Below are 17,428 nucleotides of genomic sequence, written 5' to 3'. Positions count from 1 at the left end.
AGTTAAATATCCAATTGTTTTGCAGGGTTAGCGGTAAGGTCTGAGAACAAATCACGCACACGACAATCTTCACACATCGCAATACGGCGTAGTTTTTCTTCACTGGCAAAATGAGAGTGACCGCGTAACTTATCTTGCAGCATTTCTATCATTGAAGCGGGTGCAAATGGCTTACCACAACTTAAACAATGCGCCGCTGGCTCTTGATGCAGCGTAGTATCTTGTGTGCGCTGCTGCTTATCCCAGTTAAACCTAGGCTCTAGGCTAATCACTTTTTCTGGGCAGGCGCTTTCACATAAACCACATTGAACACAGTCTTGTTCGGTAAATAACAACGCCGGACTATCACCTTTGGCATGTAAAGCGCGCGTTGGGCAAACCGACACACAACTCATGCATAAAGTGCAGTTATCAGAATCACAATTCACGCTACCAAAAGGCGCACCACTCGGTACTGGCGCAATATTATTAGTCACTAACTTGGCATCTGGCGTGTAGTGTTCGGCCAGTAAATCTAAAGCATTGAACAAACGATCACGCTTCATGCCTGACTGAATATTGCTTGTGGTAATTGCCAGCGGTTGCTGAATTAATGTCGGTTCGCTGTGGCGTAGATCTTCCATGTAAAGAATATCGATACGTTGCTTTTCTAACCCTAGTTGAGCCAGTAAGGTTTGCGCAGTTTCAACCTCGGTTTCTAATACACGAATAATGGTCGCGGGCATATGTCTACTCGCCGCAAACATCACCTGACAGGCACCGTGAACCAGCGCACTAAACCAGGTATCAATTCCGACACTGGGCAACTCATCTAAAGTAATAGGGATGACGTTGTCAGGTAGCATGCCTAGCATCATGAGGTTGTATTTTTCATGACGTTCACTACAAAACATTACGATTGGCGTTTCGCCACCTTCTGCAAAGTACTTGGCAAGCACACGTTCAATAAAGGTTTGAGTCTCTGTTGGCTCCGGCAGTGCGTAACTGATGGCTTCAGTCGGGCAAGAAGTCGCACAAGTACCAACGCCTTGGCAAAGGTATGGATTAATTTCGATTTTATGGCCGGTTTGTTCACTACCCTGACTGGTTAAAGCTCCAGCCGGACAAGCATCAATACAACGAGTACAACCTTTCACACCACGTGAACTGTGGGCGCATAATTCAGTATTCAAACGGAAGAATTTCGGCTTATCAAAGGTGCCGATAAGATCTGGAATGGCTTCTAATGATTCATCAAGTGTTGGGTAACCACGACCACTTGGGTAGTAACCCGGAACTGGCACTTCTTCGGTCATCATGCCATCAGTGGTGAGATCTAAAACCACATCGAAATGATCTTCACCAGTCACCGCTCGCGCTAAATTATGTGAAATACCAGAGCGAGTAATACGAACTTCAAAGTGACCAAGAAAACCAGAAATCGTCACTTGTTGAGAATAGAAACACTGAGTAGAAGGAATGACCGTTGAGGTTTGAGTTTCAGCGCCAACAATTAACGCCGTCACCGAATTCATCGCATCAAAATGACCAAATACCGCCTCCACTTCTTGCAGTGTTCCAACAATAAGTAGATTGCCACGAGACTCGTAGCTCACGGTTGGTGGGATCAAGTTTTTTAGCTCGACCGTATTTAACAACGCGAATGAACGTGCTTTACCGTTAGCGCTCGATTGTTGCTCTAGAAATGATGTTAACATTGCTCTTCTTCTTATATTGAAGTTCTAATTTTTTGTAGTATTCCAGTCGTGATAATTCAAAATCGATTTAATCATCGAGCACTAGTGCTACTGATAATAACCTTTTTAAAGTTATGGTTAAGTTATAATGTGATGAAAACGCTAAATTTTTGAATTCGAGCCCCTTTTAGTGACTGGAATGAGAATCGATATTAATAAGCCGGCTCAAATATTGACCAAATAAAAGCTTAGTCTAAATATGGACATTACAAGTCACTATCATCCTGACTTTTGATTACCCTCATCCATCGCCACTTTAGTTAGCTCGCTTTCTTCCATTTCAGAAGACGCTTGATCATCTTGTGCCAATTCTGATTTTTCAGCTTCAACGTGAGTGATTTCTAGATCTTCATCCTCATCGAACACTTCCTCGACACGCTTGTGCCAACTGCGCAAAGTATCCGCGACATCTTTAGGTAGGCTTTTTACTTTGGTGTAATCCATGTTGTAGCTATCAAGCGGATCGATGCCGGAAAACTCATCAGAATGAAATAACGCGCGAAGTTGCTGCTGTTTTTCCTGCTTTGAAAAACCATCAGCAAAGACATGGGCGATAGTTGTCAGTGGTAACTCTTGAGTGGCTTGTTCTTCACTCTCAGCATGTTGAGAAGCCAGCTCGTTCGGCTGCTGATGAGTAGAGTTCGACTCCGATTCAGACTCGAGAATGGTTTCAGTATTCGAATGAGCATCGGTTGAATCTAGAGCATCCTCTGACTGTGCTGTGCGTGGCGTGTCTAGTTCTTGGCTTTCCTCCAAGCTTTCATTCTTTTTACTTAACCAACGTTGAAATCGATTAGTTGCCATTTGAACGCCCCGCGCCTTGACGCTTTTTCTTACGAACTTCTAATAACTCGCCGTGCCTTCCAATAAAGGCTTCCATCCAGGCTTGAATCGCTAATGGCATATCAATGGATAACACCAAATAATCCGTATCCATGTAGCAAGCAATAGCCGCTTGTGAAGCGGTCAGGTGTGAGATTTTAGGCGCAGAATTGGTATCTAAGAACTCAAGAGCAAGAAATAATTTAGGTTGTTTAGAGCTTAGGTTGAATCGATAGTCAGTTCGTTCGTCTTTATATAATTCTAATAATTGGAGATACGGATTTGGAATAGTTAAGTCTGGTGTCAATTCTAGCCCTATCCATTGCCAGGATTCCGTTTCCCATCGACCGACTTGTTTAATTTGTTTTTCTAACAAACATAAGACTGGCCAGCTTTGCGCATTTTTTTTCATCAACATGTGAATCCTTTTTCCGTATGTTCGAATTTTGATCTACGATAATGGAACAATATTTGACATGAATCATTAAACCTACAGATAATAGGGTAATTCACCCATTTAGAGGTAGTCGTACATTAAATTAGTTAGTTTACTATTGATTTAATACGTTATTTCTCTGCCTATACTGATACTCCTAAGGAGCACTCGTGTCCGACTATCCAAGCATAATCAAAAGTGGAACAACGCCAGTTCAAACTGAAATTGTAGAAGTTTTTGATGAATATGGTGAAAAGTTAACCAAAGAAATTGCTTGTGAGCGACCTCTTACGGTTTTATTAAATTGGAAAGAAATCGTTACTTTAATGACTTTAGGATCTCGTCCTGAATCATTGGTACTTGGTTACTTGAAGAATCAAGGGTTTTTAAACGATCCAAAAGCAATTCAATCTGTGATCATCGATTGGGAAACACAAAGCGCTGCGATTGTCACCAATGAAAATACCGACCATTTAGATAAAGCATTAGAGAAAAAAACCGTTACGTCGGGCTGTGGTCAAGGCACTATGTATGGCAACGTAATGGCGCAACTAGAAAACTATCAAGTCCCACAAGTCGCCCTTAAACAATCCAATATTTACGCCACACTTGAAGCCTTAACCCACTTTAATGAAACCTACAAAAAAGCCGGAGCTGTTCATGGTTGCGCGGTATGTCGTGGCAGCGAAATCTTATCCTTTGTGGAAGATGTTGGCCGCCATAATGCGGTGGATACGTTGGCTGGGGAAATGTGGTTAAAGCAAGAAACGGGTGACGATAAGATCTTCTACACCACAGGTCGCTTAACCTCTGAAATGGTGATCAAAGTCGCGCAAATGGGCATCCCTACATTGTTGTCTCGCTCTGGTGTGACTCAAATGGGGCTCGACCTTGCTAAACAATTTGGTATTACCACGATTGCTCGCGCCAAAGGGTTACGCTTTCAGGTCTTTTCTGGCGCAGACAAAATTGAATTTGATGTCAAAGGAAAGCAGACAGGGTAATTAATCTACTTGGCTTTTCTTTGGTTCAAACAAATGGCCTTTGATTAGGCTGTCATTGATAAAATTGGTCTAACCATTAACAATAAGATGGAATTTCTATGAAAATGCGCTTTTGGGCAACCGCCCTGCTTTGCTTAGCCACGCTCGTTCCAACCGCTAATGCACAAGATGTCAAAACGATTCGCCTTGCGACGACGACCAGTACCTACCATTCAGGTCTTTTAGACTACCTCCTGCCGAAATTTAAAAATGAAACTGGCTACACCATTGATGTGATTGCAGTGGGTACAGGTAAAGCCTTAAAAATGGGCGAGAATGGTGACGTTGATTTGGTGATGACTCACGCGCCGGGCGCAGAAGCAGAATTCATCAATAAAGGTTTTGGCGTAGAGCCCCATCACTTAATGTATAACGACTTTGTGATCGTTGGTCCTAAAAACGATCCTGCGGGCATCAAAGATGAAAAATCAGCCGCTAAAGCATTAAAAACAATAGCCGATAAAAACATCACTTTTGTTTCTCGTGGTGATGATTCAGGTACTGATAAAAAAGAAAAAGCGATTTGGAAACAAGATAACATTCAACCTAGCTTCTCTGCTTACCGTTCAGTCGGTCAAGGTATGGGCCCAACGTTGAACATGGCATCTGAGCTTCAAGGTTACACGTTAACGGACCGTGGTACTTGGATTGCATATGAAAGCAAACTGGACCTAGAAATCATGGTAGAAGGTGATAAAGCGCTATTCAACCCATATCAAGTTATCTTGGTGAATCCTGAGCGTTACAACGGCTTAAACACTAAAGGTGCGCGTGATTTCAGTAACTGGTTAATCTCAAAACACGGTCAACAACTGATCAATGAGTACCAGTTACAAGGTCAAAAGTTATTTACTGCCAGCTACGACGGTAAATAAGCCAGTTAAATTATTGAGAGAAAAGAATGCAGATCTGGCAAACGACACTTGATGCACTTCAGCTATTAGTCAGCTTTGATGCCGACTTATGGAAAGTGGTGTCTGTGTCTTTTTCGGTTTCATTTAGTGCCATCCTATTGGTTTTAATACCAGCATTACTATGCGCGTTTATTTTGGCCTATTGTGAATTTCCCGGACGCTGGATGCTGCTTTCTTTTGTCCATACATTACAAGCCGTTCCAACCGTTGTGATCGGCTTACTTTTGTATATGACGTTATCCCGCGCAGGCCCATTAGGTGATTGGCAAATGCTATTTACCCAAAAGGCGATGATCTTAGGGCAAATGTTGATTAGCTTCCCTATCCTAGTCTCATTGATGTATGGCGCATTTCAAAACAGCGATAAACGCTCAATTGAAACCTCTTATACTCTAGGGGTTAGTCGTGTACGTATTTTAATGACCTTGCTGTGGGAAACACGTTTTCCTTTATTTGCAGCGGTTGTGGCGGGTTTTTCTCGGATCATCACCGAAGTCGGTTGTTCTATGATGGTTGGGGGAAATATTCTCAATTCGACCCGCAATATTCCAACAGCAATTGCGCTAGAGAGCCAAAAAGGCGCATTTGCTCAAGGAGTCGCACTAGGTATGGTGCTTTTGCTACTTGCCTTAGTGATGAACTTTATTTTAACGTCTGCCAAGGGTCAGGGACATTTACGGGTTTAGTTCTCTAAACTTTCCCTCGTAAGCACTATACACAATGGAATAAGCCATGCTGCCACTACAAGTGTCTAATCTATCAATGCAATTTAAGGGTAAGGTTTTATTCCATATCCCTAAGCTGCAACTTGCTCCCAATGAAGCAGTGTATTTACGTGGCGATAATGGCGTAGGCAAAACCACATTATTAAAAATATTATCCGGCCTTATCGAACCTAGCTCCGGCAATTTAAGTCATTCCCAGTCTTGGTTATCACGTTGGTTTAACCCTAATAAACACGGCATTGTGTATTTACATCAATCTCCTTACCTATTTGATGATACTGTTTATCAGAATGTTTTATATGCCATCAAATTTGCCAAGCTGTCTCGCCAAGAAAAACGAACGCAAGTGATCACCGCATTACGTAAAGTAGGTCTTGAAACCCTTGCCAATGAGCATGTATCGGTATTATCTGGCGGAGAAAAACAACGAATCGCAATGGCGCGAGCCTGGATCACTAAACCGGCAATCCTTTTAATGGATGAACCTAGCTCTAGCCTTGATCTTGAATCTATTTCACGTCTAACCTTGTTAGCCAAAGAGCTATTAGAAATTGGTTCAAGCTTAGTGATTACCAGCCATCAACAAAATGAACTGACTCAATTATGTTCAAAGCAATGGTGGATAAAAAATCATACTTTGGTTGAATCACCGTTATTACAAGTGATTCAAGATTCAGCCGAACCAGAACCACTACAACAAACCACAGTGCTATAAAGAAAGGGTGCTATAGAGACATGACGCTAAAACCACAACAAATCGATTGGGTGATCCTCGCTGGCGGGCAAGGCTCTCGCATGGGAGGCATGGACAAAGGTTTAGTCGAACTCAATGATAAACCACTGATTGAATATGTGATTGAAGCACTGCAACCTCAAACGTCGAGTATCACGATTAATGCTAACCGTAGTCATGATATTTATCAGAAATATGCGCCAGTAATAGCCGATAGTTTCACTGAATTCCCCGGCCCACTAGGTGGTATTCATGCAGGGCTTAGTCACCTAAGTGAAAACCAACAAGGTGAAAACCAATGGGTCGGTTTTGTACCTTGCGATAGCCCGAATATTCCTAGTAATCTCGCGCAGATTTTTTGTGATGCTTGGCATGAAGATGCGGATATTTTAGTGGCGCATGATGGTGAGTTTTATCAACCGGTATTTACCCTATTTCACCGTCGCGTTGTCGATAAGCTGCATGCCTTTTTAGAGCGTGGCGAACGTAAAATCATTCTATTCTATGATGAGTGCAATACGGTCAAGGTTGATTTTTCGAATGCAAAAGACACATTCATCAACTTAAATACGCCAGAACAACTCAAGACATTTTCTCAACGCTCATCAAATCAAATATAACGAGAAGGTTTTTCTATGACTTCATTTCCAATTCCAGTGCTTGGCTTTGCTGCATACAGCGGCACAGGCAAAACTACCCTACTTGAAGCCTTGCTACCTAAGCTCACCGCAAAAGGTTTACGAATTGGCGTATTCAAACATGCTCACCATGATTTTGATATTGACCAACCGGGAAAAGACAGCCATAGATTAAGAAAAGCCGGTGCGACACAAATGCTGATTGCTTCACGTAATCGCCACGCTTTAATGACAGAGACACCGGAAAAAGAAGCCAATTTTTTCAAATTACTCGAACAGTTTGATCTCGAAAATCTCGACTTTATCCTAGTCGAAGGCTGTAAGAATCTATCTTTCCCTAAAATAGAACTACACCGTGAAGTCGTCGGTAAACCTTGGCTACATCCACATGATGACAACATATTTGCCATCGCTTCCGATAGTGCTGAGATTCAATCGCCGTTACCACATGTTGATATCAACGATCTCGATGCGATTTGTGAATTGGTAGAAAGCTTTGTACTAGGTAGCAATATCTCCGTACTCGATAACAACCTAACCAAATCTTCCACAGCCGCTTCTTGCGATACCTTATCTCCTGCTTTCTTATCGGTTGAACAAGGTCTAGATAAGATTTTAAGCACCCTAAAGCAACCTAAAACTACGGAGCAACAGTCTCTATTCAAAGCTCGTTTAAACGTGATAGGTAAAGATATAATTTCACCGATTAATGTACCGGCTTATTGCAACTCGGCGATGGATGGTTACGCGCTACGTGGTCAGGATATTCTCGATGGCATGACTTCTTTTGACGTCGTCACTGAGATCTTAGCGGGCAGTGGCTACGCCAATGAAATTCAAACAGGACAAGCCGCCAAGATCATGACAGGTGCACCAATGCCACAAGGTGCCGACACAGTGATCATGCGTGAACAAAGTCAGTTAAGCGAAAACGGTACACCAAAGATTGTAAAATTTACCGTCGATATTATTGAATTTAAAGTCGGCCAGAATGTGCGTCAAGCCGGGGAAGATCTTGCTCAAAATAGTGTTGTCTTTAGCCAAGGCACACGTATTACTTCTCCAGAACTCGGCATGTTAGCGTCTTTAGGTATTAGCCATATTCCTGTCTATCCTCAACTAAAAGTCGCGGTGTTTTCAACTGGCGATGAAGTGCAAGCGCCGGGAGAAGCATTAAACGATCACTGCATTTATGATTCGAACCGCTTTACTGTTATGGCGCAACTTGAGCGACTCGGTTGTGAGGTGATTGATTTAGGCATCATTGAAGATAACGAAGCTGCATTAGAATCCACCCTACTCGAAGCCACTGCACAAGCCGATGCGATCATTTCATCCGGCGGGGTTTCAGTTGGTGATGCCGACTTTATCAAAGCCGTACTCGATAAAATCGGTCAGATTAACTTCTGGCGAATTAATATGCGCCCAGGTCGCCCGTTAGCCTTTGGTCATATAAATGACACGCCATTCTTTGGCTTACCGGGCAACCCGGTTGCGGTCATGGTGTCGTTCTTAGCTTTTGTTGAGCCTGCCCTTCGCCTTATGCAAGGTGAGAAAAATTGGCAGCCTGTGAAATTAAAAGCGGAAACCGAAAGTAAAGTTTTTTCACGTTTAGGCAGAACTGAATTTACCCGCGGAATTTACCATTTAGATGACTTTGGACAACTAAAAGTGCGCACCACCGGTAAACAAGGCTCTGGTATTTTACGTTCAATGAGTGAAGCTAATTGCATCATTGAAATCCCACCACATGTTGAGTTTGCTAAAGAAGGTGAAATGGTGACTATTTTGCCTTTAGAAGGACGATTATAAGCTCAATATATACCTAATTACTTGGGTATAATTCCCTCAAGAGTCAGAGCTCAATTACTGTCTCTTGAGGTTATCCACAACAAGATATGCCTAAAAAAACGACACTCAGCCCATAAAGTCGACAAACAGTCGCAAAGCACTGATTTTCTGCTTGCAACCACCACATTGCATGGTTAATATCTTCTGCGTTCAAAACTGAATCAAACATGATTCCAGTCAGAATATTTTGAAATGTGCGTCCGTAGCTCAGTTGGTTAGAGTACCGCCTTGACATGGCGGGGGTCGGTGATTCGAGTTCACTCGGACGCACCATCTCAAAGTGTTTTCACACTGATATATTTGGGTCTTTAGCTCAGTTGGTTAGAGTACTTGCATGACATGCAAGGTGTCGGCAGTTCGAGTCTGCCAAGACCCACCAAATATAAACAAAGCCTGCTTATTATGAGCAGGCTTTGTTGTTTCTGACGCTCCTATCACCCTTAATAACCACCCTATTCCTCCCCCTTGTCGTACTAAATAATTTTTTTCTTTTTGGACATAAAAAAATGCACAGTAGCGATACTGTGCATTTTTCATTAAATTTTACTTTATAGTTTCGCTTGGAGATTAGATCTCGAAACGGATACCTACGCTGTAGAAGTTTTCATCTGCGTCACCGCCGAAGCCAGTATCACGAACACCACCGCCAGCTAAGCTACGGCCATTCTCACCATTACGTAACTCGTATGTAGTGTAGATTGAAGACATGTTAGTCAGTTTGTATTGCACTTCGAATGTGGTGTCTTTTAGCTCTAGCTCATCACCATCATCATTTTCTAAGCTACGGTAACCAGCACGGAATGCCCAATCATCATTGAAATCATATACTGCAGTAAATTCCATTACTTTATCAGTACTGGTGCCCGCATAGATGCCGTCTACTTCATCTTGAGAGTACAAGGCACCAAGCATTAATTTGTTTAGGTAGTAACGAGTACCCACACCCCAGAATTGATATTCAGCATCAGAGTTGATGTTTGAATCATCTGCTTTAGTTTTTTGGTATGAAATTACTGGTGCCAATGTACCTGCATCACCCATATCTAATGTGTAACGTACCGCAGCGTTGTAACCGTAATCTAGTGCTGATGTATCATTACCGAAGATGTAAGCTGCAGCCACATCGAAGTTACCAATGCTGTTTTGATATTGTAGTGTGCCGTCTTGACGGAAAACTTGTACTGCCGTGGCATCAATCATGCTAGCTTGACGTGCCATTGATACGTCAGAGGTTGCGAATACATCGCCGATGTCAGTGAACATGATTAAGCCAGAATCAACACGGCCGCCTTTAATTGCACCATATTCGTGTCCATCAATACCCGCCCAAACATAACGAGCAGTAAAATCTGAAGAACCAGGATTTAATGAGTTAGCGTACTCCGCTGCACCTACTTGGTATTGCGCCATACCGATAACATCTGCATGTTCGTTAATAGTTTGCGCACCACTTAAACCGATACGGCCATCGAATACACCGCGTGTATCTTGATCGTTTGTACCTTTGTTTGTGATGTTAAAACCTAAACGGCTATACAGATCGACATGAGAGCCATCTTCTGCTTTGTAGATTTCAGCAGCGTTTGAAGCAGCAGAAAAAAGTAGTACAGGGATTAGAGTAGACAGTAGTTGCTTTTTCATCATAAAACCTTCGTTAATATGCGCCGTAATTTGGCACTGACTATGAAAAATTCGTGGTCTCTACCATTATTTTTTATCGTGAAATATCAAACAATAAAAACATAATAGATTGATTTATATGTTAATTAAAAATCCAACACCAATTAAAAACAGTTAATAAAAAATCAGTGCTTGCTGGAATGCGCTTAACTTAAGTCAAAAGTTTCATTTCAGCCAAATTTTTTTCAGAAAAATGCTCTAAAAGTGATTGATAGCAAATAAAATCAAGCCAAAAAACACAATAATCAACACAATCAAAACACAGCATTAACATTTCAACGATTGTTAATTCGCATTATGAATTAATGTTTTTAGAGTGCAGTTCAAATTAAGAGAAACGAAAAAACGAATTTTACGAGCGGACAGACAAAAATGCCTTTGGTGCATATCAAAGTCATCTAGCCACTCAAGGAAACTCTAAGCAACTGATAAATTAAGCTTTAAATGATAGAAAAAGGAAGGAGGACAATTTTAACGGTAATAATCAGCTATTGCGGAAGGAAATCAGGATGCATAAGCGATCTGTTCATCATTTTATCGATTAAAGCGTTATTTAACCGACAAAATTAACAGTGGCAAAAAAGTGAACAACTTTGTATTGAACAAACCTATTGAATCTTATCTTTGTTCATTAATCTTTATGAGCGCGAATTATTTCATCACTTACCCACTGTAATAGTTGCTTAATCGCTTTCGATAAAACCTGATTCTGGCGTACTACATAGCCTAAGCTAGTAGTTGGAAAATCAGGAAGCGGTGTCACGATAGAACTGAGATTCGTTTTTGATGACACGGAAAAAGCCGGCACAATCGCCATTCCAAAACCGGCTTCCGCCCAATCAATCTGAGCATCAACACTCCCTACTTCCATTATTCGGTAATTTGAAAGTTTTAATGTGGGAAGAGCTTCGTCAATCAAATCTCGGGTTCGGGTGTCATGGCCTAAAAGAATGAGGGTCGGTTCACTACCAACTACATTTGGTGATTCTGTTTTAGATTGCAGAGCTTCCTGCTGCCATTGTTGAAGGTTATGCCCTAGTGCACACCATTTGATCTGTTGTAATTCAGTAAAGTGTAACGGCTGACTTTGCTTTTGAGCGATCACAAAGCCTAGATCCGCTTCGGCATTCTTAACCAATTCTGAAGCTTGCGATGATGTGGTATTTAACAGCGTGAAATCGATACCCGGAAATTCTGCTTTAAACAATTGAAACGGCTCAATCAGCAGTAATCGCGAGATAATATCACTGGCGGCAATGGTTAATGTTCCTCGGTTTAAATCATTAATCGCATTCAGATCCGCTTGGCAGATTTGTAGCTCTAACAATGTACGTTGGCTGCTTTCGAGTAACCGTTGCCCTGCTTGGGTTAAATGAAATGGATTACGGTCGATTAACTTAACACTGGTGGCTTGCTCTAACTGCTTTAGATGCAAACTGACATTCGGCTGAGTCATATGCAGCGCCGTTGCAGCCTTACCAAAGTGCTTATATTCCGCCAAGGTAACAAAAGTTTTTAACCAATTAATGTCTAACATAATTCCATCCCGTTTTTGCCATTCCAACCAATACTATATGAGATCCTTATCAAGACAATAATTATAATTAATTTCTCTTATTTTATCGGTAGGCATAGCATGATCCCTTAACCAATTAGGAGAACAAATTATGCCGTCTATTGTTGTTGTGGGTGCAAACTGGGGTGATGAAGGTAAAGGCCGCATCGTTGATTTTTTAGCAGGTGAAGCCGCTGCTAGCATTCGTTTCCAAGGTGGGAATAATGCTGGTCATACTGTGGTAAACGATCATGGAACCTTTAAGTTGCACCAGCTACCAAGCGGTATTTTTAATCCTAGTTGTATTGCGGTATTAGGCCCTGGCATGGTGATTAGCCCTGCTGCGTTAAGCGAAGAAATTTCTGAAGTTCAAGCTGCTGGCGTAGAGGTTAAGCTGTGCATTTCAGATCGTGCGACCTTATGTTTACCTTTACACGCATTGGAAGACACCTTAGAAGAACAGCGTCTAGGTGATGCGGCTTACGGCTCTACTCGCCAAGGTATTGCGCCAGCTTATGGCGACCGCGTAATGAAAAAAGGCATTCTAGTGGGATGGCTAAACCAACCAGAAGTTTTGCAAGAGCGTATTCAATTCATGCTGGATTGGAAAATGCCGCAACTTAAAGCGCTATATCCTAGCTGCGACTTTTCTCAAACCGCCAGTGAAATGACCGAATGGTTGCTTGAAGTTACCGCGGCGTGGCGTCCATTTATTTGCAACGTCACAGAACCACTTAAAGCGCTGCAAGCTAAAGATGCTAACCTGTTATTTGAAGCGCAACTTGGTGCTGGCCGTGATTTAGTTTATGGCGAATACCCATACACAACTTCATCAAATGTTACCGCTGCTTATGCTGGCATTGGCAGTGGTTTACCGGCGCTACGTCCTGAGCGTGTTATTGCAGTGGCTAAATCATTCAGCTCATCGGTTGGTACGGGTACTCTGGTGACAGCAATGGAAGAGCAAGATAATTTCCGCGAAAGTGCCAATGAGTATGGCGCAGTCACCGGTCGTCCTCGTGATATGGGTTACTTTGATGCCGTCGCCACGCGTAACGGTGTTGAACTGCAAGCGGCGACAGAAATTGCCCTAACTAAGATTGATTGTCTATCAGGCATGCAGGATCTTAAAATCTGTGTCGCCTACGCCGGTGAATATTCTGAAAATCCAATCTGGCCACAAACGGCTGCGTTAAGCCCTGTGTATGAAAACATGCAAGGTTGGAATGAAGACATCACAGGTTGTCGCAGCTTTGCGGACCTACCACAAGCCGCGCAAGATTATGTGACTCGTATTGAAGAACTGATGGGCGTACCTGTGAGCATGGTTTCCGTTGGCCCAGAGCGTGATCAGATGATCCTTCGTGACTAATCTCATTTAGTCAGTAGATCATTTTACAAATAGATATAACGCTGGCTTCTTCTTTATAAACTAGAAGTCAGCATAAAATAGAAGTCAGCGCTTTTTTAGCCATTCATTTTCCTTTCTTATCCATATTCTTCACTTTATTAGTCAGTTATAAGTCGTTGCTACTTTCAAATAAGTCATATCATAATATCCGCTATACATTGCACTTACAGCAGTTATAACCCCTAAAATAAGCAACAGGATAAGAATAATTTGTTACCATCATGCTGATGAATAGAACATTAAACAGCTATCATATTCACCATTTAGACACAAATCAGCCGATAAACGTGACAAGCATCACGCTAAACGAACATGGTTTGTTACAAATCAAGCCAGATCTTTCAAAGTTCTGCTAATCTCCGGTTCACTTTGCAAGTTGTACAAAGTATTCATATGGAGATCAGTTCATGACGAACGACAACAACAAAACCAAACGCTCACTTACGAGCAAAATTCTATTCGGCATGTTTGCCGGTATTCTATGTGGATTTTTAATTCGCACCTTCCTATCTGGTAATGAATTCATTGATGGATATATCGTCAATGGTCTATTCGATGTCGGTGGCAAAATCTTTATTGCTAGCTTAAAAATGCTAGTTATCCCTCTTGTCTTTGTTTCTCTAGTTTGTGGTACGAGTTCATTAAAAGACATCACTACCCTAGGTCGTCTAGGTGGTAAGACTCTTGCTTTTTACATTACGACAACCGCAGTGGCGATTACACTAGCATTGGTAATGGGCATCTTCTTCCAACCTGGTTCTGGTGCTGATCTAACCTCAGCAGCATCATTTAGTACGGCAGAAGCACCATCACTAGGTCAAGTTATCGTTAACATGTTCCCTAGCAACCCAATGGCGGCAATGTCTCAAGGCAATACGTTACAAGTTATCGTATTTGCTGTGTTATTCGGTATTGCGATTAGCCTTGCTGGTGAAGCTGGTCAACGCGTAAGTAACTTCTTCAACGACGTTAATGCTGTCATCATGAAGCTAGTGACTATTTTGATGGAAGTTGCTCCTTACGGTATCTTCTTCTTAATGGGTAAACTGTTTACTGGCCTTGGTTTAGAAGCAATAGGCAACCTAGCCGCTTACTTCCTAGTTCTAGTTGGCGCTCTACTTATCCACGCATTTGTTACTTATAGCGTGCTATTGAAAGTGCTTTCTGGTCTAAACCCAATTGTATTTTGGAAGAAGATGAAAGATGCGATTATGTTTGCATTCTCAACCGCTTCTTCTAATGCAACCATTCCAGTGACTATGGAAACGGCCACTCATCGTCTAGGTGTTAGTAATAAAATTGCTTCGTTCACTGTTCCTCTTGGCGCAACCATCAACATGGATGGTACTGCGATCATGCAAGGTGTTGCGACAGCCTTTATTGCACAAGCATTCAATGTTGACTTAAGTCTTGGTGATTATGTCACTGTGATCTTAACGGCAACGTTAGCTTCAGTGGGTACAGCAGGTGTTCCGGGTGTTGGGCTTATCATGCTAGCAATGGTTCTTAACCAAGTTGGTCTACCACTAGAAGGTATTGCACTTATCATGGGTGTTGACCGTCTACTCGATATGATCCGTACTGCGGTTAACATTACCGGTGATAGTGTTGTAACTTGTATTGTTGCTAAATCTGAAAATGAAATGGATGTTGATACCTTCAACAATCCAAATGCTGGTGAAATTGAGCTAGGTTTACGTACTAAAGCTTAATCTTTCATCTCGTCAATAACCCTTAACCGTTATCATGGTGATAAAACTCGGTTAAGGGTTTTTAATTTTAAAATTCCACGCTACCAGCAGATTCGCGTATTGAGTAATGCTAATCTGATCACTTACCTTCTATCATGGTGCGTTCTGTATGACTCAAGAAGCCAAAGCAACGATATTTTTAATCTTAACCACCATATTTGCCGGACTCGGTTGGATTTTTTCCAAGCAAGCTATTATGGGGCTTCCTCCTTTTGCTTTTATCGGAACACGCTTTGTCGCTGCCTCGTTATTCTTACTTCCTTTTTGCTATAAACAATTAATGGCTTTAACTCGCGGTCAAATTATTAATGCTGCGAGTGTGGGTGTATTAATGTCATGCGCCCTATTAACTTGGGTGACTGCCATTTCGGTCACCGACACACTAGCTGAAGGGGCATTTATTTCTAGCCTCGCCATGTTATTTGCTCCACTTGTTGGTTGGTTACTCTTTAAACAAAAACCAATCCGCATGTTTTGGATCTCTTTGCCTTTTGCTGTATTGGGCTTAGGCTTTTTATCTTTGTCTAACGGCTATCAACATTCACCTAGTCAAATTTGGTTTTTAGTATCTGCTGTCTTACTGGCCTTTCATTTTAATTTTAATGCTAAGTATGCCCAAAGCGTTCCAAGTTTGGCGTTAGCTTGTATTCAACTTTTTGTTGTCGGTACAGTCGGAACCATTGCTTCACTTTTGTTAGAGCAATGGCCAGATCAAATCACCAATGAAACTTGGATGTGGGTAGCATTAAGTACTATTCTCGCCACCAGCTTACGGTATGTAATGCAAACTATGGGGCAAAAGCTCACCACATCGGGCAATGCGGCCATTATTATGATTTTAGAACCTGTATGGGCGAGTTCATTAAGTGTGGTGTTTTATGGCGATGATATGCCGGCAGGAAAAGTGATTGGTTGCGCGCTGATTCTATGGTCGCTATTCGTTTACCGTGGTGGTGCTAAATTGTTAGAAAGACGGCAACAAACGCTGCCGCCTGAATCCAACAAAGAGTAGTTAAGTCTTTAGTTACTAAAACTCTAGCTACTTAGCCTCTAGTTATTTAGTCGCTAGTTACTTATCAGCTGAGGTATAAAAATGGTGAACTGGACCCGATCCTTTACCCACATTCAGCTCATCGGCATGAGTCAGTGCATTCGATAAATACTGCTTAGCATGTCCAATCGCTTCTGTTAGATCAAAGCCCTGCGCCAAATAAGAAGCAATCGCAGAAGAAAGTGTACAGCCTGTTCCGTGAGTATTTTTGGTCGCAATACGTTGATGCGTGTAGACCGCAGTTTGATTTCGTTGAATAAGCCAATCTCGGCTTTCCTCTCCTTTAAAATGCCCGCCTTTTAATAAAATATCGACTTTGTGCAATTCTGAATGAGCTTTTAACTTCTCAATAAAACCTTCAATTTCACTCTCTGATTTTGGTTCAGGCTCCCCAATCAATAATCCAGCTTCGGGCAAATTTGGGGTGATTAAGTCTACTAATGGAATGAGCTTTTCTTTTAGCGTTTGAATCGCGGCAGGTTGAATTAATGGGTCACCGCTAGTGGCCACCATGACTGGATCTAACACTACATTCATTAAGTTATAGTGCGCTAACTTTTCAGCAATCACTTCAATCACATCACTATCATTGAGCATACCGATCTTTACCGCAGAGATATTAATATCTGAAAAAATAGAATCTAATTGCTGACCAATAAATTCAGCTGAAACCGGAAAGATGGCATCTACGCCTTGAGTATTTTGCGCGGTGAGTGCAGTAATAACAGAACAAGCAAAACTACCCGTTGCAGAGATCGCTTTAATATCAGCTTGAATGCCAGCCCCACCACCAGAGTCAGATCCTGCGATGGTCAGTACATTAGGAATATTCGAAGTGTTTGGCGAGGCAAAAGTTGATTGAGGCATACATTACTTCCTTTTAGCGCACAGAAGTAATACACATGTAGAGATGAAATTAGAATGCTCAACACGTTGGTATTAGTTCCCTACGCTGATGTTAATCAGATCAGGTTCAACGGGTCTCACCTAAGTGATCTCAGCCTACTGGCTCCCCGACTAATAAAATTCATAAGGCAAAGAAACTATAAATATTTCGATGCGCTAAGATTGGCTTCAATGTA

General features: G+C 41.9%; 15 protein-coding genes, 2 tRNA genes and 1 riboswitch. Of the genes, 11 read left to right on the top strand and 6 right to left on the bottom strand.

The features are described 5' to 3' along the window. Positions 1–2: 2 nt before the first annotated feature. The 3 genes from L3V25_RS04085 to L3V25_RS04075 form a co-directional block, all read right to left on the bottom strand. Positions 3–1,697: a 4Fe-4S dicluster domain-containing protein gene (locus L3V25_RS04085; RefSeq protein ID WP_237294181.1), complete on the bottom strand. Its 1,695-nt coding sequence runs from the start codon at positions 1,695–1,697 to the stop codon at positions 3–5. Between the two features lie 258 nt (positions 1,698–1,955). Next, on the bottom strand, positions 1,956–2,540 hold the full coding sequence (locus tag L3V25_RS04080) for a DUF3306 domain-containing protein (protein ID WP_237294180.1): 585 nt from the start codon (positions 2,538–2,540) through the stop codon (positions 1,956–1,958). Next, positions 2,530–2,976 (bottom strand): DUF3305 domain-containing protein, encoded by a 447-nt coding sequence (locus L3V25_RS04075; RefSeq protein ID WP_237294179.1) that lies wholly within the window; start codon positions 2,974–2,976, stop codon positions 2,530–2,532. The genes L3V25_RS04080 and L3V25_RS04075 overlap by 11 nt, the downstream gene beginning before the upstream one ends. 188 nt (positions 2,977–3,164) lie before the next feature. Between L3V25_RS04075 and L3V25_RS04070 the strand changes: the two genes are divergently transcribed. From L3V25_RS04070 to L3V25_RS04035, 8 genes are all read left to right on the top strand, one after another. Beyond that, entirely contained in the window at positions 3,165–3,998 is an 834-nt protein-coding gene (locus L3V25_RS04070; RefSeq protein ID WP_237294178.1) for a formate dehydrogenase accessory sulfurtransferase FdhD, read from the top strand. A 104-nt stretch (positions 3,999–4,102) separates the two neighbouring features. Next, positions 4,103–4,912 carry a substrate-binding domain-containing protein gene (locus tag L3V25_RS04065; RefSeq protein WP_237294362.1) on the top strand — a complete coding sequence of 270 codons (810 nt, stop codon included), beginning with the start codon at positions 4,103–4,105 and terminating at the stop codon, positions 4,910–4,912. A 26-nt stretch (positions 4,913–4,938) separates the two neighbouring features. Next, a complete protein-coding gene (locus L3V25_RS04060) occupies positions 4,939–5,637 on the top strand; it encodes an ABC transporter permease (protein WP_193000574.1) in 699 nt (232 codons plus the stop codon). Positions 5,638–5,683: 46 nt separating this feature from the next. Beyond that, positions 5,684–6,391, top strand: a complete 708-nt coding sequence (locus tag L3V25_RS04055; RefSeq protein WP_237294177.1) for an energy-coupling factor ABC transporter ATP-binding protein — start codon at positions 5,684–5,686, stop codon at positions 6,389–6,391. 20 nt (positions 6,392–6,411) lie between these two features. After that, positions 6,412–7,029, top strand: coding sequence for a molybdenum cofactor guanylyltransferase MobA (gene mobA, locus L3V25_RS04050; protein WP_237294176.1), 618 nt, complete (start codon positions 6,412–6,414; stop codon positions 7,027–7,029). 15 nt (positions 7,030–7,044) lie between these two features. After that, entirely contained in the window at positions 7,045–8,859 is a 1,815-nt protein-coding gene (locus L3V25_RS04045; protein ID WP_237294175.1) for a bifunctional molybdopterin-guanine dinucleotide biosynthesis adaptor protein MobB/molybdopterin molybdotransferase MoeA, read from the top strand. Positions 8,860–9,094: 235 nt separating this feature from the next. Then, positions 9,095–9,171, top strand: a tRNA-Val gene (locus L3V25_RS04040). 29 nt (positions 9,172–9,200) lie between these two features. Further along, a tRNA-Val gene (locus tag L3V25_RS04035) sits at positions 9,201–9,277 on the top strand. A gap of 188 nt (positions 9,278–9,465) precedes the next feature. Here L3V25_RS04035 and L3V25_RS04030 read toward each other — a convergent pair. Together L3V25_RS04030 and L3V25_RS04025 are read right to left on the bottom strand one after the other, a co-directional pair. Next, entirely contained in the window at positions 9,466–10,539 is a 1,074-nt protein-coding gene (locus L3V25_RS04030) for a porin (protein ID WP_237294361.1), read from the bottom strand. 670 nt (positions 10,540–11,209) lie between these two features. Next, the gene (locus L3V25_RS04025) at positions 11,210–12,115 is read right to left on the bottom strand and encodes a LysR family transcriptional regulator (RefSeq protein WP_237294174.1); all 906 of its coding nucleotides are present in this window, start codon (positions 12,113–12,115) and stop codon (positions 11,210–11,212) included. Positions 12,116–12,245: 130 nt separating this feature from the next. Here L3V25_RS04025 and L3V25_RS04020 point away from each other — a divergent pair, with 130 nt between their 5' ends. From L3V25_RS04020 to L3V25_RS04010, 3 genes are all read left to right on the top strand, one after another. Continuing rightward, positions 12,246–13,505 carry an adenylosuccinate synthase gene (locus tag L3V25_RS04020; protein WP_237294173.1) on the top strand — a complete coding sequence of 420 codons (1,260 nt, stop codon included), beginning with the start codon at positions 12,246–12,248 and terminating at the stop codon, positions 13,503–13,505. Between the two features lie 446 nt (positions 13,506–13,951). Then, complete coding sequence (locus L3V25_RS04015) at positions 13,952–15,256, top strand: dicarboxylate/amino acid:cation symporter (RefSeq protein WP_237294172.1); 1,305 nt, start codon at positions 13,952–13,954, stop codon at positions 15,254–15,256. A 148-nt stretch (positions 15,257–15,404) separates the two neighbouring features. After that, entirely contained in the window at positions 15,405–16,307 is a 903-nt protein-coding gene (locus L3V25_RS04010; RefSeq protein ID WP_237294171.1) for a DMT family transporter, read from the top strand. 57 nt (positions 16,308–16,364) lie between these two features. On the opposite strand, the gene thiD is transcribed toward L3V25_RS04010, so the two are convergent. Next, entirely contained in the window at positions 16,365–17,213 is an 849-nt protein-coding gene (gene thiD / locus L3V25_RS04005; RefSeq protein ID WP_237294170.1) for a bifunctional hydroxymethylpyrimidine kinase/phosphomethylpyrimidine kinase, read from the bottom strand. 60 nt (positions 17,214–17,273) lie between these two features. Then, a riboswitch (TPP riboswitch) is annotated at positions 17,274–17,372 on the bottom strand. Between the last annotated feature and the right edge of the window lie 56 nt (positions 17,373–17,428).

This window comes from Vibrio sp. CK2-1, assembly GCF_021726515.1.
In the GTDB taxonomy this organism is placed as follows: domain Bacteria; phylum Pseudomonadota; class Gammaproteobacteria; order Enterobacterales; family Vibrionaceae; genus Vibrio.
The sequence above is the reverse complement of the archived record's forward strand: the minus strand, read 5'-3'. Positions and strand labels throughout refer to the sequence as shown.